Origin of the sequence: Zobellia russellii, assembly GCF_044597075.1 — a bacterium.
Taxonomy (GTDB): domain Bacteria; phylum Bacteroidota; class Bacteroidia; order Flavobacteriales; family Flavobacteriaceae; genus Zobellia; species Zobellia russellii.
This window is the reverse complement of sequence record NZ_CP139000.1, coordinates 282,029-298,492: the sequence shown is the minus strand read 5'-3', so window position 1 is coordinate 298,492 and position 16,464 is coordinate 282,029. Positions and strand designations below refer to the sequence as shown.

12 protein-coding genes and 1 pseudogene are annotated in these 16,464 nt (G+C 38.8%); 9 read left to right on the top strand and 4 right to left on the bottom strand.

The genetic code is table 11. The features are described 5' to 3' along the window. Position 1 precedes the first annotated feature (1 nt). The 3 genes from mtaB to SJY45_RS01170 all read right to left on the bottom strand — a co-directional run bounded on the left by mtaB (position 2) and on the right by SJY45_RS01170 (position 3,136). Positions 2-1,333, bottom strand: a complete 1,332-nt coding sequence (gene mtaB, locus SJY45_RS01180; protein WP_400072988.1) for a tRNA (N(6)-L-threonylcarbamoyladenosine(37)-C(2))-methylthiotransferase MtaB — start codon at positions 1,331-1,333, stop codon at positions 2-4. Between the two features lie 222 nt (positions 1,334-1,555). Continuing rightward, on the bottom strand, positions 1,556-2,731 hold the full coding sequence (locus tag SJY45_RS01175; RefSeq protein ID WP_400072987.1) for a GlmU family protein: 1,176 nt from the start codon (positions 2,729-2,731) through the stop codon (positions 1,556-1,558). 117 nt (positions 2,732-2,848) lie between these two features. Then, entirely contained in the window at positions 2,849-3,136 is a 288-nt protein-coding gene (locus SJY45_RS01170) for a type B 50S ribosomal protein L31 (RefSeq protein WP_215438956.1), read from the bottom strand. 175 nt (positions 3,137-3,311) lie between these two features. Here SJY45_RS01170 and SJY45_RS01165 point away from each other — a divergent pair, with 175 nt between their 5' ends. The 7 genes and pseudogenes from SJY45_RS01165 to SJY45_RS01135 all read left to right on the top strand — a co-directional run bounded on the left by SJY45_RS01165 (position 3,312) and on the right by SJY45_RS01135 (position 10,177). After that, positions 3,312-3,833, top strand: a complete 522-nt coding sequence (locus tag SJY45_RS01165; RefSeq protein ID WP_400072986.1) for a DUF4199 domain-containing protein — start codon at positions 3,312-3,314, stop codon at positions 3,831-3,833. 196 nt (positions 3,834-4,029) lie between these two features. Further along, positions 4,030-4,981 (top strand): annotated as a pseudogene (locus tag SJY45_RS01160) (glycosyltransferase family 2 protein). A gap of 63 nt (positions 4,982-5,044) precedes the next feature. Further along, positions 5,045-6,754: a phospho-sugar mutase gene (locus SJY45_RS01155; protein WP_400072985.1), complete on the top strand. Its 1,710-nt coding sequence runs from the start codon at positions 5,045-5,047 to the stop codon at positions 6,752-6,754. Beyond that, complete coding sequence (locus tag SJY45_RS01150) at positions 6,754-8,580, top strand: ABC transporter ATP-binding protein (RefSeq protein ID WP_400072984.1); 1,827 nt, start codon at positions 6,754-6,756, stop codon at positions 8,578-8,580. Before SJY45_RS01155 ends, SJY45_RS01150 begins: the two co-directional genes overlap by 1 nt. Before the next feature lie 58 nt (positions 8,581-8,638). Further along, the gene (locus tag SJY45_RS01145; RefSeq protein WP_215438951.1) at positions 8,639-9,193 is read left to right on the top strand and encodes an RNA polymerase sigma factor; all 555 of its coding nucleotides are present in this window, start codon (positions 8,639-8,641) and stop codon (positions 9,191-9,193) included. An 11-nt stretch (positions 9,194-9,204) separates the two neighbouring features. Next, the gene (locus SJY45_RS01140) at positions 9,205-9,720 is read left to right on the top strand and encodes a hypothetical protein (RefSeq protein ID WP_400072983.1); all 516 of its coding nucleotides are present in this window, start codon (positions 9,205-9,207) and stop codon (positions 9,718-9,720) included. Further along, the gene (locus tag SJY45_RS01135; RefSeq protein ID WP_400072982.1) at positions 9,713-10,177 is read left to right on the top strand and encodes a hypothetical protein; all 465 of its coding nucleotides are present in this window, start codon (positions 9,713-9,715) and stop codon (positions 10,175-10,177) included. Before SJY45_RS01140 ends, SJY45_RS01135 begins: the two co-directional genes overlap by 8 nt. A gap of 6 nt (positions 10,178-10,183) precedes the next feature. On the opposite strand, the gene SJY45_RS01130 is transcribed toward SJY45_RS01135, so the two are convergent. After that, on the bottom strand, positions 10,184-11,212 hold the full coding sequence (locus SJY45_RS01130) for a WD40/YVTN/BNR-like repeat-containing protein (RefSeq protein ID WP_400072981.1): 1,029 nt from the start codon (positions 11,210-11,212) through the stop codon (positions 10,184-10,186). 72 nt (positions 11,213-11,284) lie between these two features. Here SJY45_RS01130 and SJY45_RS01125 point away from each other — a divergent pair, with 72 nt between their 5' ends. Both SJY45_RS01125 and purL read left to right on the top strand, forming a co-directional pair. Beyond that, positions 11,285-12,499: an RsmB/NOP family class I SAM-dependent RNA methyltransferase gene (locus SJY45_RS01125; protein ID WP_215914650.1), complete on the top strand. Its 1,215-nt coding sequence runs from the start codon at positions 11,285-11,287 to the stop codon at positions 12,497-12,499. A gap of 201 nt (positions 12,500-12,700) precedes the next feature. After that, positions 12,701-16,384, top strand: coding sequence for a phosphoribosylformylglycinamidine synthase (gene purL, locus SJY45_RS01120; RefSeq protein WP_400072980.1), 3,684 nt, complete (start codon positions 12,701-12,703; stop codon positions 16,382-16,384). Positions 16,385-16,464: the final 80 nt, after the last annotated feature.

Here is a 16,464-nt window from a genome sequence, read left to right as displayed (position 1 = left end):
CCTAGTTTGTGGTAACGGCGCTTTTTTTAAATTCAAAGCGTACCAAACCATCCTCATCAATCTCCTTTAACTGAACATTATGCAAGGTATTTACCAGCTCAGGGTTCCAAGGTGATTTTACTTTAACATAGTTACTGGTAAAACCATGAATATACCCTTCTTTGTTCTCCCCCTCGAAAAGCACTTGTTGCGTTTTACCCAATTGACCTTCATAAAAAGCCCTTCTCTTCTTTACGGATAGCCCTCTCAGCATCTTACTACGCTTATTTCTAACCTGTTTAGGAACTACTCCTCCCATATCTGCTGCCGTAGTATTGTCACGTTCCGAATACGTAAACACGTGTAGGTAAGATATATCCAATTCATTTAAAAAATGATAGGTTTCCAAGAAATGCTCATCCGTCTCACCCGGAAAACCAACAATAACATCCACACCTATACAGGCATCCGGCATGGTTTCCTTTATTTTCTTAACACGGTCTACATACAAATCGCTCATATAGCGCCTGCGCATCAACTTTAAAATTGCATCGCTACCACTTTGTAAAGGAATATGAAAATGAGGCACAAACGAATTGCTCTTAGACACAAAATCAATCGTTTCATTCTTCAACAAATTAGGCTCTATAGACGATATGCGTAAACGGTGAATACCCTCTACCCTATCCAAAGCCTTTACCAAATCCAGAAAAGTATGTTCATGCTTTTTATTACCGAACTCCCCTTTTCCATAATCCCCGATATTTACACCAGTGAGGACAATTTCCTTAATACCCTTTGCAGATATTTCTGCAGCGTTATCCAAAACATTCTGCAACGTATCACTCCGGGAAATACCTCTGGCCAGAGGTATGGTGCAATACGTACATTTATAATCACATCCGTCTTGAACCTTGAGAAAAGCACGGGTACGGTCTCCAATGGCATAACTGCCCACATAGAAATCCGCATCTTCTATTTCGCAGGAGTGCACCTCACCAAAATCGTTTTTCGTAAGATCATTGATATAGTCTGTAATCTTGAATTTTTCTGTGGCCCCTAGAACCAAATCAACACCATCAACAGCAGCTAGTTCTTCTGGTTTTAATTGCGCATAACAACCTATAGCGGCAACAAATGCTTCCGGGTTAATCTTCTGAGCCTGTTTTACTATGGTCTTAAATCTTTTATCCGCATTTTCCGTTACGGAGCATGTATTTATGACATACATATCTGCATGTTCGGAAAAATCTACGCGATCAAAACCATCTTCCTGAAATCCTCTTGCAATTGTAGAAGTCTCAGAAAAGTTGAGTTTACAGCCCAATGTATAGAAGGCAACTTTCTTTTTCATACTCTTATCTCTTTCCGCTTTCGTATTCAATTGATGCTATAACTTTTTAGAGAATGCAAATATACGAACTTGTTACCAGCCCATTACAAACTTGAGGCGTTTGAATTTATCAACGCCCAAGGATATAACACCTGAGACTTTTTACCCAAGTTTTAAATCAATTTTAAAAGCCAGAAATTCAAGTGAAAAGTAAGATATACGATATAACTTATAAGCCAATGCTTAATAATTACGCCACTTTTTAGTAAGCTCAAATACGTGCTCCAAAATACGGGCTTCTACATCATTGAACTCAACATTTCTTCTGGCCATCATTACTTTGGCCGCATCAAAAGCTTTTGAGGTGCTATAGGTTGAAAAACCAGATGCTCCTCCCCAACTGAAACTAGGGACAAAATTACGTGGAAAACCAGGTACATAAATATTACAATTCACCCCTATTACCGTACCTGTATTGAACATGGTGTTTATAGCTGTCTTACTGTGGTCTCCCATCATAAGTCCGCAAAATTGCAAACCTGTCTGCTCAAAACTTTCGGAAGCATAATTCCACAAACGTACTTTAGCGTAATTGTTCTTAAGATTGGAATTGTTGGAATCTGCTCCTATATTACACCACTCGCCCAAAACAGCATTACCCAAGTAACCTTCATGCCCCTTACTAGAGTACCCAAAAATAACGGAGTTGCTTATTTCACCACACACCTTTCCGTAAGGACCAATGGTAGTAGCTCCGTAAATCTTGGCCCCCATTTTAACCACGGCATTCTCACATAATGCAAAAGCTCCGCGAATAAGATTGCCTTCCCACACCTCAGAATTCTTCCCTAGGTAAATAGGCCCATCGGTTGCATTTAGGATACTATGTTCAACCTGCGCACCTTCTTCCATAAAAATGCGCTCTGGATGAATTAAAGTATTGCTCTTGGGAATAGGAGCACTTTTTCTTTCTTCGGTAAGGAAATCAAAATCTGCCTGAATAGCTTCGCCGTTTTTGGAAAAAATATCCCACGTATGTTCTATCCTAATCACATCTTCATCAAACTCTATATGTTTGTATGATGTAAAATCTACTTCTTCTTGACTTTCGTTCGTGAAAAAGGCGATAACTTCATCGCCCTGAAAAATAGCTTCATTCTTCCCTAAATCCTGAACAAGGTCCACTAACTTTTGGTTGGGCAAAAAAGAAGCATTAATGAGTACATTTTCTTCCATTTCTACCATGGGAAACTTTTCAGAAAGATATTCCTCCGTAATAGTTGTAGTAGTGTTGCCTAAATACTTTTCCCATTTTTCACGTATGGTCATTATCCCTACTCGGATATCCGCAACAGGTCTTGTGAAAGTAAAAGGCAAAAGATTTTCTCTTACCGTACCGTCAAAAAGAATATAGTTCATGGTTGGTTATTTTTGGCAAAAATAGGTAATCTGATTTTTTAATTTGCAAAGGCAAGGTTATAAACTAAAAAAGCCTCCGACAATTGTGGAGGCTTTCTATATATTTTGAACAAGAATTTATTTTTCTTCTTTATCAGCTTTTGCTGCTGCAGGTTTCTTCTTGAACTTATCGTATTTGCTTTTGAACTTATCAATACGTCCGGCAGTATCCAAAAGTTTAGCTTTACCAGTATAGAATGGATGAGACGTTCTTGAAATTTCTAATTTTACCACTGGGTATTCAACACCATCAACTTCTATAGTTTCTTTGGTAACTGCTGTAGATTTAGTCAAAAAAACTTCGTCATTAGACATGTCTTTAAAAGCGACTAATCTATAATTTTCTGGATGTATATCTTTTTTCATTATAAATAAAATTTTACGCACCCATTCCGACAGGCACTCATTTTAAGGCTGCAAATTTAATTAATTTTCTTGAACCCACAATCTAAATAACCAAAAGAAACAAAAAAATATATTTTAGCTGTAACAAAGTAATGAAAACAAGCACTAACTTTGACAACAACCAAAAACAATAAAAATGGAAGATAGTCAAGCTAAAACCGGAAAGTTCTCACTTAATTACGGCTTAATAGTTGGTGTAGTGGGCGTGACCTTTGGAATCATGCTCTACACTATGGACATGCATTATGAACGTGGGCTTGCCGTACAGGGAACACAAACATTAATTTTGGTAGCAGGTATCATATTAGGCATCTACCAGTTTAAAAAAGCCAATTTAAATTACCTAAATATTTCAGAAGCTTTAAAAGTTGGTGCTGGAGTGGCCTTAATAGCAGGTATCTTGGGCATACTTTATTTTTATGTGTTTTCTAACTACGTAGAACCAGAATATCTGGATAATATGTACGAGTTAGGAAAACAACAAGCTCTTGCCAACAACCCTAAACTAACCGAGGAACAAATTGACCAAGGCATAGAAATGCAAAAATCGTTTGCATGGATGTCCTACCCGCTTATTCTTATCATAAACATTGTTATTGGGCTTATAGTAGGTCTTATTACCGGACTCGTCCTAAAAAAAGATAAACCAGCTTATTAACCCCTTTTTAAATGGAAACTCTTTTCTATTTAAAAGAATGTAATTCTTTAATTATCAACGCCCTGAACAAACATTCAGGGCGTTGATAATTGAAACCTATCTTACACAACCAAAAAGAAAGCAGCTTTATAGCTGAAAAGTTTAAATGACTTCAATATCAAAATTGTATTTTTGGTCAGATATATAGAAACTTTGCATGGATCTGTCCATAATTATACCCTTACTTAACGAAGAAGAATCTTTAAAAGAACTTCATGATTGGATTATAAGCGTCATGCAATCCAATAATTTCGTTTACGAAATTCTCTTTATAGATGACGGTAGCACTGATAATTCCTGGAGAATTATTACAGAACTATCCCAATCCAACCCCAATGTAAAAGGGCTACGGTTCAAAAAGAACTTTGGAAAATCACAAGCCTTACATGCCGGTTTTAAAGCTGCGCAGGGCAATGTGGTGATTACTATGGATGCAGACTTACAGGATGACCCCGAGGAAATACCTGAACTGTACCGGTTGATAAAGGAAGATAATTTTGATTTGGTTTCTGGCTGGAAGAAAAAACGTTTTGATTCCGTTCTTTTCAAAAACATGCCTTCCAAATTATTCAATTGGGCCGCCAGACAGACTTCCGGGGTTAAATTGCACGACTTTAATTGCGGATTAAAGGCCTTTAATAAGAAAGTGGTTAAAAGCATTGAAGTTTCAGGGGAAATGCATCGTTACATTCCCGTTTTGGCCAAAAATGCCGGTTATAGCAATATAGGCGAAAAAGTAGTGAAACACCAAGCCCGTAAATATGGTAAGACCAAGTTTGGTATGGAACGCTTTATAAACGGATTTCTAGATCTGCTCACCATTTGGTTCGTATCTAAATTTGGCCGCCAGCCTATGCATTCTGTTTGGCGCATTGGGTGTTATTATGTTCATTATAGGGTTTGGTTTTGCCATTTATCTAGGTATTGACAAACTTTTCATCAATCCCTACGGACGGTTAATTACCGATCGCCCTCAATTTTTCATTGCGCTTACCGCAATGATTATTGGCACGCAATTATTTTTAGCCGGATTTTTAGGCGAAATTTTAATAAGATCACGAAAAAACGAGACACGATATACTATATCCGAAGAAATTAATCCTAAATAAAAAGCAAAGCAATATTCTTCGTAATTTTAAGCGCTAATAAACACATATAATACAGACACTATTATGGATGCCATTCTAAATACCGCCAAAACCTGGTTAACCGATTTTTTTGACCCAGAAGTAAAGAAAGAAGTTCAACATCTAATAGATAACGATACAGACGAACTAAAGGACCGTTTTTACAAAAATATGGAATTCGGTACAGGTGGTATGCGCGGTGTTATGGGCGTAGGTACCAACAGAATAAACAAATACACCTTAGGAAAAAGCACCCAAGGTCTTAGTAACTACTTGATAAAAACCTATGGGAAGGAAGATATAAAAGTAGTTATTGCTTTTGATTGTCGCCATAATAGCGACACCTTGGCAAGAACTGTGGCCGAAGTATTGTCCGCTAACGGAATAAAAGTTTTTCTATTCTCGGAACTCCGCACCACTCCTGAGCTTTCCTTTGCCGTTAAGCATTTAGAATGCCATGCCGGTATTGTATTGACCGCTTCCCATAACCCGCCAGAATACAACGGTTATAAAGTGTATTGGACAGATGGTGGGCAAATTGTACCTCCACAGGATGGTGAGATTATATCGGAAATCAATTCGCTATCTTTTGAGGACATCAACTTTAAAGCCAACGATAGCCTTATTGAATTAATAGATAAAGACGTAGACGAAGCGTTTATAGAGGCTTCCGTGGCTAACGGAAATTTTAACGCTGCCGGCAAAGACGATTTTAAAATTGTTTTTACATCACTTCATGGTACATCCATTACGGCCATTCCAGAAGTATTAAAAAGAGCCGATTACAAGAATGTTACCATTATTGAGGAGCAAGCCAAGCCTGACGGAAACTTTCCAACGGTAAAGTCTCCAAACCCGGAAGAATCCGAAGCCCTTTCTATGGCTGTTGCAAAAGCAGAAGAGATCGGTGCGGACATGGTAGTTGGCACAGATCCGGATAGTGACCGTTTGGGTATTGCCGTTCGTAACCTAGATGGAGAAATGGAAATCGTAAATGGCAACCAGGCCATGATTCTAATGACCAAATTTCTTTTGGAGCAACAAAAGCAAAAAGGCTTTAAAGGCAATGAATTTATTGCAACCACAATAGTTTCAACCCCTATGATGGAAGCCATGGCAAAAGCTTACGGCGTTGAGTTCAAAACAGCTCTTACCGGATTTAAATGGATAGGTAAGATGATAAAAGACTTTCCTGAATCCAACTTTGTTGGTGGCGGAGAAGAAAGTTTTGGTTATATGGTGGGCGATTTTGTTCGTGACAAAGATGCTGTTACCTCTACCCTATTGGCCTGCGAAATTGCAGCTCAAGCCAAATCTACCGGTAGTTCTTTCTACAAGAAACTAATTGACTGTTATGTTGATTATGGCTTCTATAAAGAAAAGCTTATCTCAATTACCAAAAAGGGAATGAGCGGTGCAGAAGAAATCAAACAGATGTTGAAAGATTTTAAAGAGAATCCTGTTTCTTCAGTAGCTGGATCCAAAGTAAAATGGATAGAAGACTATAATACTTCTACAGCCAAAAATGTACTTACCGGCGAAGAAAAAACCATAGATATTCCAAAATCCAATGTATTGATATATGAAACCGAAGACGGTACCCGTATCGCGGCAAGACCAAGCGGAACCGAACCTAAAGTGAAGTTTTATATTAGTACGAATACAAAATTGGAAAAAGCTGAGGATTTCAAAAAGGTCTCTAAAGAATTGGATGATAAAATTCAAGACATTCTTAGTGAACTCAATCTCGGTTAATGGAGTATTTCAAAAAAATCCTTCGGTTTGCAAAGCCGTATAAATTATTTGCATTTTTGAACATTATCTCGAACATCCTTTATGCGTTGTTCTCAACATTGGCAATGATTTCGTTGTTCCCGATGTTAACAGTTATGTTTGACAATACTAAGCCGGTATACGAAAAACCGGTTTGGAGCGGTCTCTCCGAAATGAAGGATTATATAATGGAATACCTTAATTTCTTTGTCACCCAAAGAAGCGAACAAGGAGATTCTGGGGATGTACTAATGCTTATGGTGGCATTGATCATCGGTATGTTTTTCATGAAAAATGTGTTCAATTACTTGGCCATGTATTTCATTACCTACTTACGGAACGGCGTTCTTAAGGATTTGCGTAACGAGCTTTACGATAAGACCGTAGAACTGCCTATTTCCTACTATTCAGAAAAAAGAAAAGGTGACACCATAGCCCGAATAACTTCTGATGTTTTAGAAATTCAGCATTCATTTCTATCTATTTTAGAACTGATTGTAAGGGAACCATTGACTATAATCTTTACGATTATAGCCATGCTATCCATAAGTCCAAAACTTACGTTGTTCGTATTCTTATTTCTTCCCCTTTCTGGATTTTTAATTTCGCTTATAGGAAAATCCCTTAAACGAAAATCGGGCAAGGTACAAAAGGAACAAGGTCATTTCCTTTCCATTTTGGAAGAAACCCTAAGTGGACTTCGAGTTATAAAAGCGTTCAATGCAGAATCTAGATTTGGCAGAACATTTCAAGCATCAACAAAACGCTTCTATAATTACTCCAACAGTTTGCTCAATAGACAAAACCTCGCCTCACCCACAAGTGAGTTTTTTGGTATTGCAGCCATAGGAGTAATCCTTTGGTACGGTGGCCAAATGGTGCTTGTTGAAAAAACTTTGGCGCCAGGGCTTTTCATTACTTATATGGGACTGTCTTATCAGATTCTAACACCTGCAAAGGCAATTAGTAAAGCCTCTTACAGTGTTAAAAAAGGAAATGCTGCAGCCGAAAGGGTAATTGAGGTGCTTGAAACCAAAAACCCCATTGAGGACAAACCTAATGCACTGACCAAGAAAACGTTTGATAAAGCCTTGGAAATCAAGGACATTTTTTTTAAATATGAAGATGAATACGTACTCAAAAACTTCAACCTTTCTGTTCCCAAAGGTGACACAGTAGCCTTGGTAGGACAGTCAGGAAGTGGTAAAAGTACCATTGCAAATCTTGTAACCCGTTTCTATGACGTTAATGATGGAGAAATAACCATAGACGGCCACAACATAAAGGACATCACCAAAAAATCTTTACGAGGACTTTTGGGGCTTGTTACCCAAGATTCCATTTTATTCAATGATACCGTAGCCAATAATATCTCTTTAGGAAAGGAAAACGCCACCAAAGAAGAAATTATGGAAGCCGCCAAAATAGCCAATGCCCACGAATTTATTACAGACCTACCTCAAGGTTATGAAACCAATATTGGTGATAGCGGAAACAAGTTGAGTGGAGGCCAAAAACAACGTTTATCCATTGCCAGAGCGGTTTTAAAGAACCCTCCAATCATGATTTTGGACGAAGCCACCTCCGCCCTGGACACCGAGAGTGAACGCCTGGTACAAGATGCACTTGAAAAAATGATGCGCAACAGAACTTCTATTGTTATCGCTCATAGATTATCTACTATTCAGAACGCCAACACCATTGTTGTTCTTCAAAAAGGTGAAATTGTAGAACAAGGCTCCCATGATGAGCTCATGGCAAAGGATGGTGCCTACAAAAAACTGGTGCAAATGCAATCTTTAGGCTAGGACATTAAACCTTTCGCTAAATTTATAGTCTTAACTATAGAATTTAAGCCCAATTCATTTGATTGCAGAGGAAACCTTAGTAAATCAATTACAACAAACTGAAACGCAGGCCAGCGCTTTTGGAGTGTTAGTAGAGACCTATAAAGAGCGTCTGTACTGGCATATTCGTAGAATTGTGTTAAATCATGATGATACGGACGATGTGTTGCAGAACACATTTATAAAGGTTTACAAAAACATTTCAAATTTTAAGGGTGATAGTAAGCTGTATTCTTGGATATATAGAATTGCTACAAATGAGGCACTCACATTTCTTAAAAACAAATCAAGGATGATGGGTGTAAAAGAAGGGGAATTACAAGACCGTTTAGTAGAAAACCTAAAGGCCGATGTATATTTTGAAGGAGATGAAATTCAACTAAAATTACAGCAAGCTATAGCCACATTGCCGGAAAAGCAAAAATTGGTGTTCAATATGAAGTATTTTCAGGAATTGAAATATGAAGAGATTTCAGAGATTCTTGAAACGTCCGTAGGGGGCTTAAAAGCCTCTTATCACCTGGCCACTAAAAAGATTGAAGCATACCTAAAAGAACAAAAAGAATATCTTTAGAACCATTGATTATGGAGCCATTAGATAAAAAAAATCCGTTTAAGACCCCCGAAGGTTATTTTGATAAGTTTGATAAAAAACTTTTCGAAAAGCTCTCTAGTGGGGACTCGGTAATACCAAAAGAAGAAGGTTTTAAACTTCCTGACAGTTACTTTGATTCTTTGGGTGATAAGCTTCAACAGAAACTAAAAGAAGAACAGGAAACTAAGGTCATTCCTTTAAAATCTTATAAAAAATACTATTATGCAGTGGCTGCAGTTGCAGCAATATTGATTGTAGCCTTAACGTTGAACCTAAACAAAACAAACGAAATTGGTTTTGATGACCTGGCCCAGTCAGATATTGAATATTATTTTGACCAAAATGAACTGGACCTTACCAGTTATGAATTGGCAGAGGTCGTACCTGTAAACGAATTAGAAATAACAGATATGTTCGATAGTAATTTTAGCGAAGAAAACGTGCTGGAATACCTTAATGAGAACACAGATTATTTTGATGAATTAAATCTTGAAGACAATGAATAGATTAAAAAAATTAATGGTGACCATGGTGTTTTTATTGGTTTCCGTGCAGTTCCACGCGCAGAGAACACATGATTATGATAAAATAAAGTCGCTTAAAATAGCCTTTATAACAGAACGGTTGAACATGACCAGCCAAGAAGCGCAAGCTTTCTGGCCCATTTATAATGACTACGAAGCAAAACGAGGAGCGCTTAGAGAAAAAGAGCACAACCAGATTCGTAATAAAATAAAAGAGTCGGACAAGCTTTCCGAGAAAGAGGCGAATGATGTTATTGAACTATTTCTAAAGCTGGAACAACAAGAAGAAGACATCAGAAAAGACTTTATCAAAAAAGCAGCGGAAGTAATTACGGCAAAAAAAACGTTGTTGTTAATTCGTTCGGAAGAAGAGTTTAAAAGGCAGCTTATTAGAAAATACCATGAAAGGCGAGAAGAAAAAAATAAGAACGAGCCTTAAAAGTTTCTAATCAAACACAAGCTTGGCCATTCTATTTTTTCCAGCCGCATAAGCAACCTTCGTATTTTGAAAACGAAGGGTATAGAAAGGTTCATCGGATAATTGTGTCCAAGTAGATCCCCTATCGGCAGAATATGATATTCCGGTAAAACCAATTGCCACCAGACCATTTCCTTTAGATCCGGGCACAAATTGAATACAACTTTTATATTGCGGATTTTGGCCATCTGCCATCAGTTGCCAAGTTTTACCTCCATCTATGGTGAGTGCCTTGTTCCCACTGTTAATTTCGGGTCGGGTAAAATCGCCACCAATAGCAACACCTAAATTTTCATCATAAAAATCTATAGAAAAGATGCCTTGGGTTTCTGCTTCGCTTTTTATGGGCGTTTGCTGAATCTGCCATGTTTTTCCTTTATCGCCCGAAAAATAGATACGACCTTTAGTTGTGGCTACCCAAGTTTTATCTCCTATAACCTTAATATTGGTATTACTGGCAGCAAAAGCCCCTTCACCCTCTATGCCTGATGGTAATTGTGAACAGGGAATTTTTTCCCAAGTGTTACCTCCATCCCTAGTAATGAGAATACTTAAACAACCATCCATACTATCACCAATCGCTATTCCTTCGGTATCGTTCCAAAACGTCATGGCATCATAAAAAACAGATTCATCCTCCTCCTTATAGACCAACTCCATTCGCCCATTTTCACCTGTTTTGTATAATAATGCCGGATTGGCCACGGACAACATAAAGAAATCGGAAGACGTATGTGCAACAGAACGAAATTCGGGAATGGTAGTATGGTATTTTTCTATGCTCTCCCTCACTTTTCCCGTTGTTAAATCTATACTCCCAAAAATACCGTTACTACCGGCATACACTAGATTATTTCCCATAAGTTCTATAGCTCTGATGCTTACCGAGTCTTCATAAACGGTTTCAACTGTAACGGATGTAAAGGGTTTGTTTTTCTGTTCTTGGGCACAAGAAACTAGGAGAATACCGATTAAAATAGGTAATAGGACACGCATGCGTACAAAGTTTCTCAAAAATACAGGTAATCCAGTGGCAAAACAATACCTTTGCAGCCTTAATTTTTTGTAATGAAGCTACATAGAAACTTGGTATTTGCGGTAATTGATGCCTTGAACTTGATTTTTAATGAAAATGAATATGCCGATAAGGTAGTACAGAAAGTACTAAAGTTCGATAAACGTTGGGGTTCTCGCGATCGCGGTTTTATTGCCGAAACCACCTATGAAATGGTACGCTACAAGCGTTTGTACACTGAAATTGCAGAAATAAAAGCCCCTTATAGCAGACCGGACCTGTTTAGAATGTGGGCGGTTTGGGCCGTTTTAAAAGGCATTAAAATTCCAGATTGGAAGCAGATAGAACCAACCCCGGAACGCCGTATCAAAGGTCGTTTTGACGAGCTTTCAAAAATTAGGAAGTTCCGCGAATCTATGCCAGATTGGATAGATGAAATCTGTGAAAAGGCATTGGGAGAAAAACTATGGACGGCTGAAAGCGCTGCCCTTAACGAACAAGCTGAAGTTATTCTTAGGACTAATACGTTAAACATAGATAAGGAAAAGCTACGTAAAACTCTATTGGACGAAGGTATTGTTGTAGAACCCATTAAAGGTTATGCAAGTGCACTGCGTTTACCGGAGCGTGCCAACGTTTTTGTTACGGAATCATTTAAAAAAGGTTTTTTTGAAGTTCAAGATGCTTCTTCACAACTGGTGTCTGAATATCTAGATGTAAAACCGGGAATGCGCGTGGTTGATACTTGCGCAGGAGCAGGTGGAAAATCGCTTCACTTAGCGGCCCTCATGGAAAACAAAGGTCAGCTTATCTCCATGGATATCTATGGCAGCAAGCTAAAAGAACTGAAAAGGCGCGCCAGAAGAAACAATGCACACAACATTGAAACACGCGAGATTGACTCTACAAAGGTTTACAAAAAACTTTATGGAAGTGCGGACCGTGTGTTAATAGATGCTCCTTGTACAGGAATTGGTGTTTTGCGCAGAAATCCGGACAGTAAATGGAAGATGCAACCTGAATTTCTTGAAAAAATAACGAAAACACAGCACGAAATCATTCGTAACTACAGTAAAATAGTAAAGCCTGGTGGAAAAATGGTGTATGCTACCTGTTCAATTCTTCCTCAAGAAAACAACGACCAAGTGGTTTCTTTTTTAGCTTCGGAAGAAGGTAAAGACTTTAGTTTGGTAAAGGAAAACAAGATTTACGCTTCCAAAAGTGGGTTTGACGGATTCTATATGGCGTTGTTGGAAAAGAAAAGCTAGTCCTTTTTATACAGCAACAATAGCTTAAAAATTATTTGATGGGCATACTATCTCCTCCGCTTTAAGGAGAAGAGAAACTTGGGGTGCAAAGTAATCAACAACCTGTTAACTTTTACTCAGAAAAAATTACGATACTCCTTTACAAAGCGCCTTTTAAAGGTTAAATTTGCGTTTTCTCAAACCTATCAATTTACAAGCTAAATGATTCACTTCTTCGGGGATGTAGCCACAAAAGTTTTTGCCGTACAAACGGTTGAAGAACTTTCACAGGAAAATATTAGTAAACTTACATGGTTGTTTGGCAACCTACCAAAAATAAATACGGCGTCTATAGACGCCTTTTTTGTTGGCCCAAGGGCAGCAATGATTACCCCTTGGAGTACAAATGCCACAGAAATCACTCAGAATATGGGCATTGAGGGCATTGTTAGAATAGAGGAGTTTAAAGCGGTAAGTGAAGATTTTACGGATTTTGACCCCATGCTCTCAGAAAAATTTAACGGGTTGTCACAATCTGTTTTTAAAATAGATGTGGCTCCCGAAGCCGTTCTGGAAATAGAAAATATTGCCGATTATAACCAACAGGAAGGCCTTGCTTTAAGTGATGAAGAGGTTATCTACTTGGAGAACTTGGCAAAGAAACTGGGCAGAAAACTAACGGATTCCGAAGTTTTTGGGTTTAGCCAAGTGAATTCGGAGCATTGTCGCCATAAAATTTTCAATGGTACTTTTGTGATTGACGGCGTAGAAAAGCCATCTTCACTTTTTAAGCTTATCAAGAAAACTTCGCAAGAATTTCCTAACGATATTGTTTCGGCCTATAAAGATAATGTGGCTTTCGTAAAAGGGCCAAAAGTGACCCAGTTTGCACCAAAAAGCGCTGATAAACCTGATTTTTATCAAGAAACAGAGTTCAATTCGGTTATTTCGCTTAAAGCGGAAACACACAATTTCCCTACTACCGTAGAGCCCTTTAACGGTGCAGCAACAGGTTCCGGAGGAGAAATTCGTGACCGTTTGGCCGGAGGAAAAGGGTCGTTACCCTTAGCTGGAACCGCTGTTTATATGACAGCCTATTCCCGTTTAGAAGAAGACAGACCTTGGGAAAAGGCATTCCCGGAAAGAGAATGGCTGTACCAAACTCCAATGGACATCCTTATAAAAGCATCCAATGGTGCCTCGGATTTTGGAAATAAGTTTGGGCAACCGCTAATTACGGGTTCCGTATTGACTTTTGAACATGACGAATCCAGAGATAGTGACCAAAAAAACACAAGAAAACTAGGTTTCGATAAAGTGATTATGCAAGCCGGCGGTATTGGCTACGGCAAAGCAGAACAAGCTTTAAAGGATACGCCCAAAGATGGCGATAAAATTGTTATTCTTGGAGGTGACAACTACCGTATTGGTATGGGCGGAGCCGCTGTTTCAAGTGCAGATACGGGGGCATTTAGTTCCGCTATTGAATTGAACGCCATACAACGTTCCAACCCGGAAATGCAAAAAAGAGCATCAAATGCTATCAGAGGTATGGTAGAAAATGATGTAAATCCAATTGTGTCCATTCACGATCACGGTGCGGGCGGACATCTCAACTGTCTTTCTGAATTGGTTGAAGATACGGGCGGAAAAATAGATTTGGATAAACTTCCGGTAGGCGACCCTACCCTATCGGCCAAAGAAATAATCGGTAACGAATCCCAAGAACGTATGGGCTTGGTTATCGGTAAAAATGATGTAGACCTTTTGCATCGTATTGCCGATCGTGAACGGTCCCCTATGTATGAAGTAGGCGATGTTACCGGAGACCACAAATTCACTTTTGAGTCGGCCACTACAGGCGAAAAGCCAATGGACTTGAACCTAGAGGACATGTTCGGGAGCTCTCCTAAAACTGTAATGACGGATTCTACCGTAAAAAGGACATATGCCAATCCTGAGTATTCGTTGGAATTCTTTCACGACTATCTGGAACAATTGCTACAACTAGAGGCCGTTGCCGCTAAAGACTGGCTAACGAATAAAGTTGACCGTTGTGTGGGAGGCCGTGTTGCCAAGCAACAATGTGCCGGACCATTACAATTACCACTTAACAATTGTGGTGTTATGGCCTTGGATTTTAAAGGAAAGGAAGGTATTGCCACCAGTATTGGCCACTCCCCCATTTCTGGATTAATTGACCCAGCAGCAGGTAGTTTGAACAGTATTGCGGAATCGCTGACCAACATCATCTGGGCTCCGCTAAAGGACAATTTAAAATCCGTTTCACTATCCGCTAACTGGATGTGGCCTTGTAAAAACGAAGGTGAAGATGCCCGTTTGTACGAAGCTGTTGAAGCGGTATCCAACTTTTCTATTGCATTAGGTATAAATGTACCTACCGGAAAGGATTCGCTTTCCATGAAACAAAAATATAAAGATGGAGATGTTATCGCTCCAGGTACAGTGGTTATTTCCGCTGCCGGAAATTGTAGCGATATTACCAAAGTTGTAGAACCCGTGCTACAAAAGAATGCGGGCTCAATTTACTACATCAACCTATCAAAAGATGACTATAAACTAGGTGGGTCTTCTTTTTCCCAGATTAGAAATGCCATAGGAACCGAAGCACCTAGTATAAAAGATGCAGCCTACTTTAAAACTGTTTTTAACGGTATACAGGATTTGATTAAAGAAGGTGAAATCGTTGCTGGGCATGATGTGGCTTCCGGTGGATTGATTACAACTTTATTGGAGCTCTGTTTTGCGGACGTCAATTTATCAGCAGAATTAGACTTGTCCACTTTAGACGAATCGGATACCATTAAATTGCTTTTTGCCGAAAATTCGGGAATTGTTTTTCAAGCGAAAGACGCATCCGTAGAGCAAAAATTAAGCGACCTCAACATAGATTTCAAGAAAATAGGAAAAGTAGTTTCCGGTACCATTCTAAAAATAAAAAATGGAGGTATGGAAATGGGCTTGAACATCAACTCCCTAAGAGATACTTGGTTCAAGACTTCATATTTATTGGACAGCAAACAAACGGCAAATAATTTGGCCAAAGACCGTTTTGATAACTACAAAAATCAACCGCTTCAGTACAAGTTTCCTAAAAATGTTGATTTGAGCAGTATTCCATCAAATACCGGAAACAGACCTAAAGCGGCCATACTTCGTGAAAAGGGAAGTAACTCTGAACGTGAAATGGCAAATGCCATGTACTTGGCCGGTTTTGATGTAAAAGACGTACACATGACGGATTTGATTTCCGGTCGTGAAACTCTGGAGGATATTCAGTTTATTGGTGCCGTAGGCGGATTTTCCAACTCAGACGTTTTAGGTAGCGCCAAAGGATGGGCGGGAGCTTTTAAATACAATGAAAAAGCCAATACCGCTCTTAAAAACTTCTTTGCCAGACCTGATACCTTATCCATTGGGATATGCAACGGATGCCAATTGTTCATGGAATTAGACCTCATCAATCCCGAGCACGAAACTCACGGTAGAATGACCTATAACGACTCCCATAAACACGAAAGTAATTTTACTTCGGTTAAAATTCAGGAGAACAACTCGGTTATGTTATCCAGTCTAGCGGGAACAACTTTAGGGGTATGGATTTCGCATGGCGAAGGTAAATTTAGCCTTCCGCACAATGAAGATCAATACGGTATAGTTGCCAAATATGGTTATGAAGACTATCCTGCCAACCCTAACGGAAGTGACTTCAACACCGCTATGCTCTGCGATGTTACAGGACGCCATTTAGTAACCATGCCGCATATTGAGCGTTCTATTTTCCCTTGGAACTGGGCCTATTATACAGAAGGAAACAATGACGTCGTTTCTCCTTGGTTAGAGGCCTTTGTAAATGCTAAAAAATGGATTTTGGAGACTAAATAGTCTAAAGAAATATATCTATTCAAATTTTAAAACAGCGTGTACTTAAATGTGCACGCTGTTTTTTTTATAATTTAGCTTTA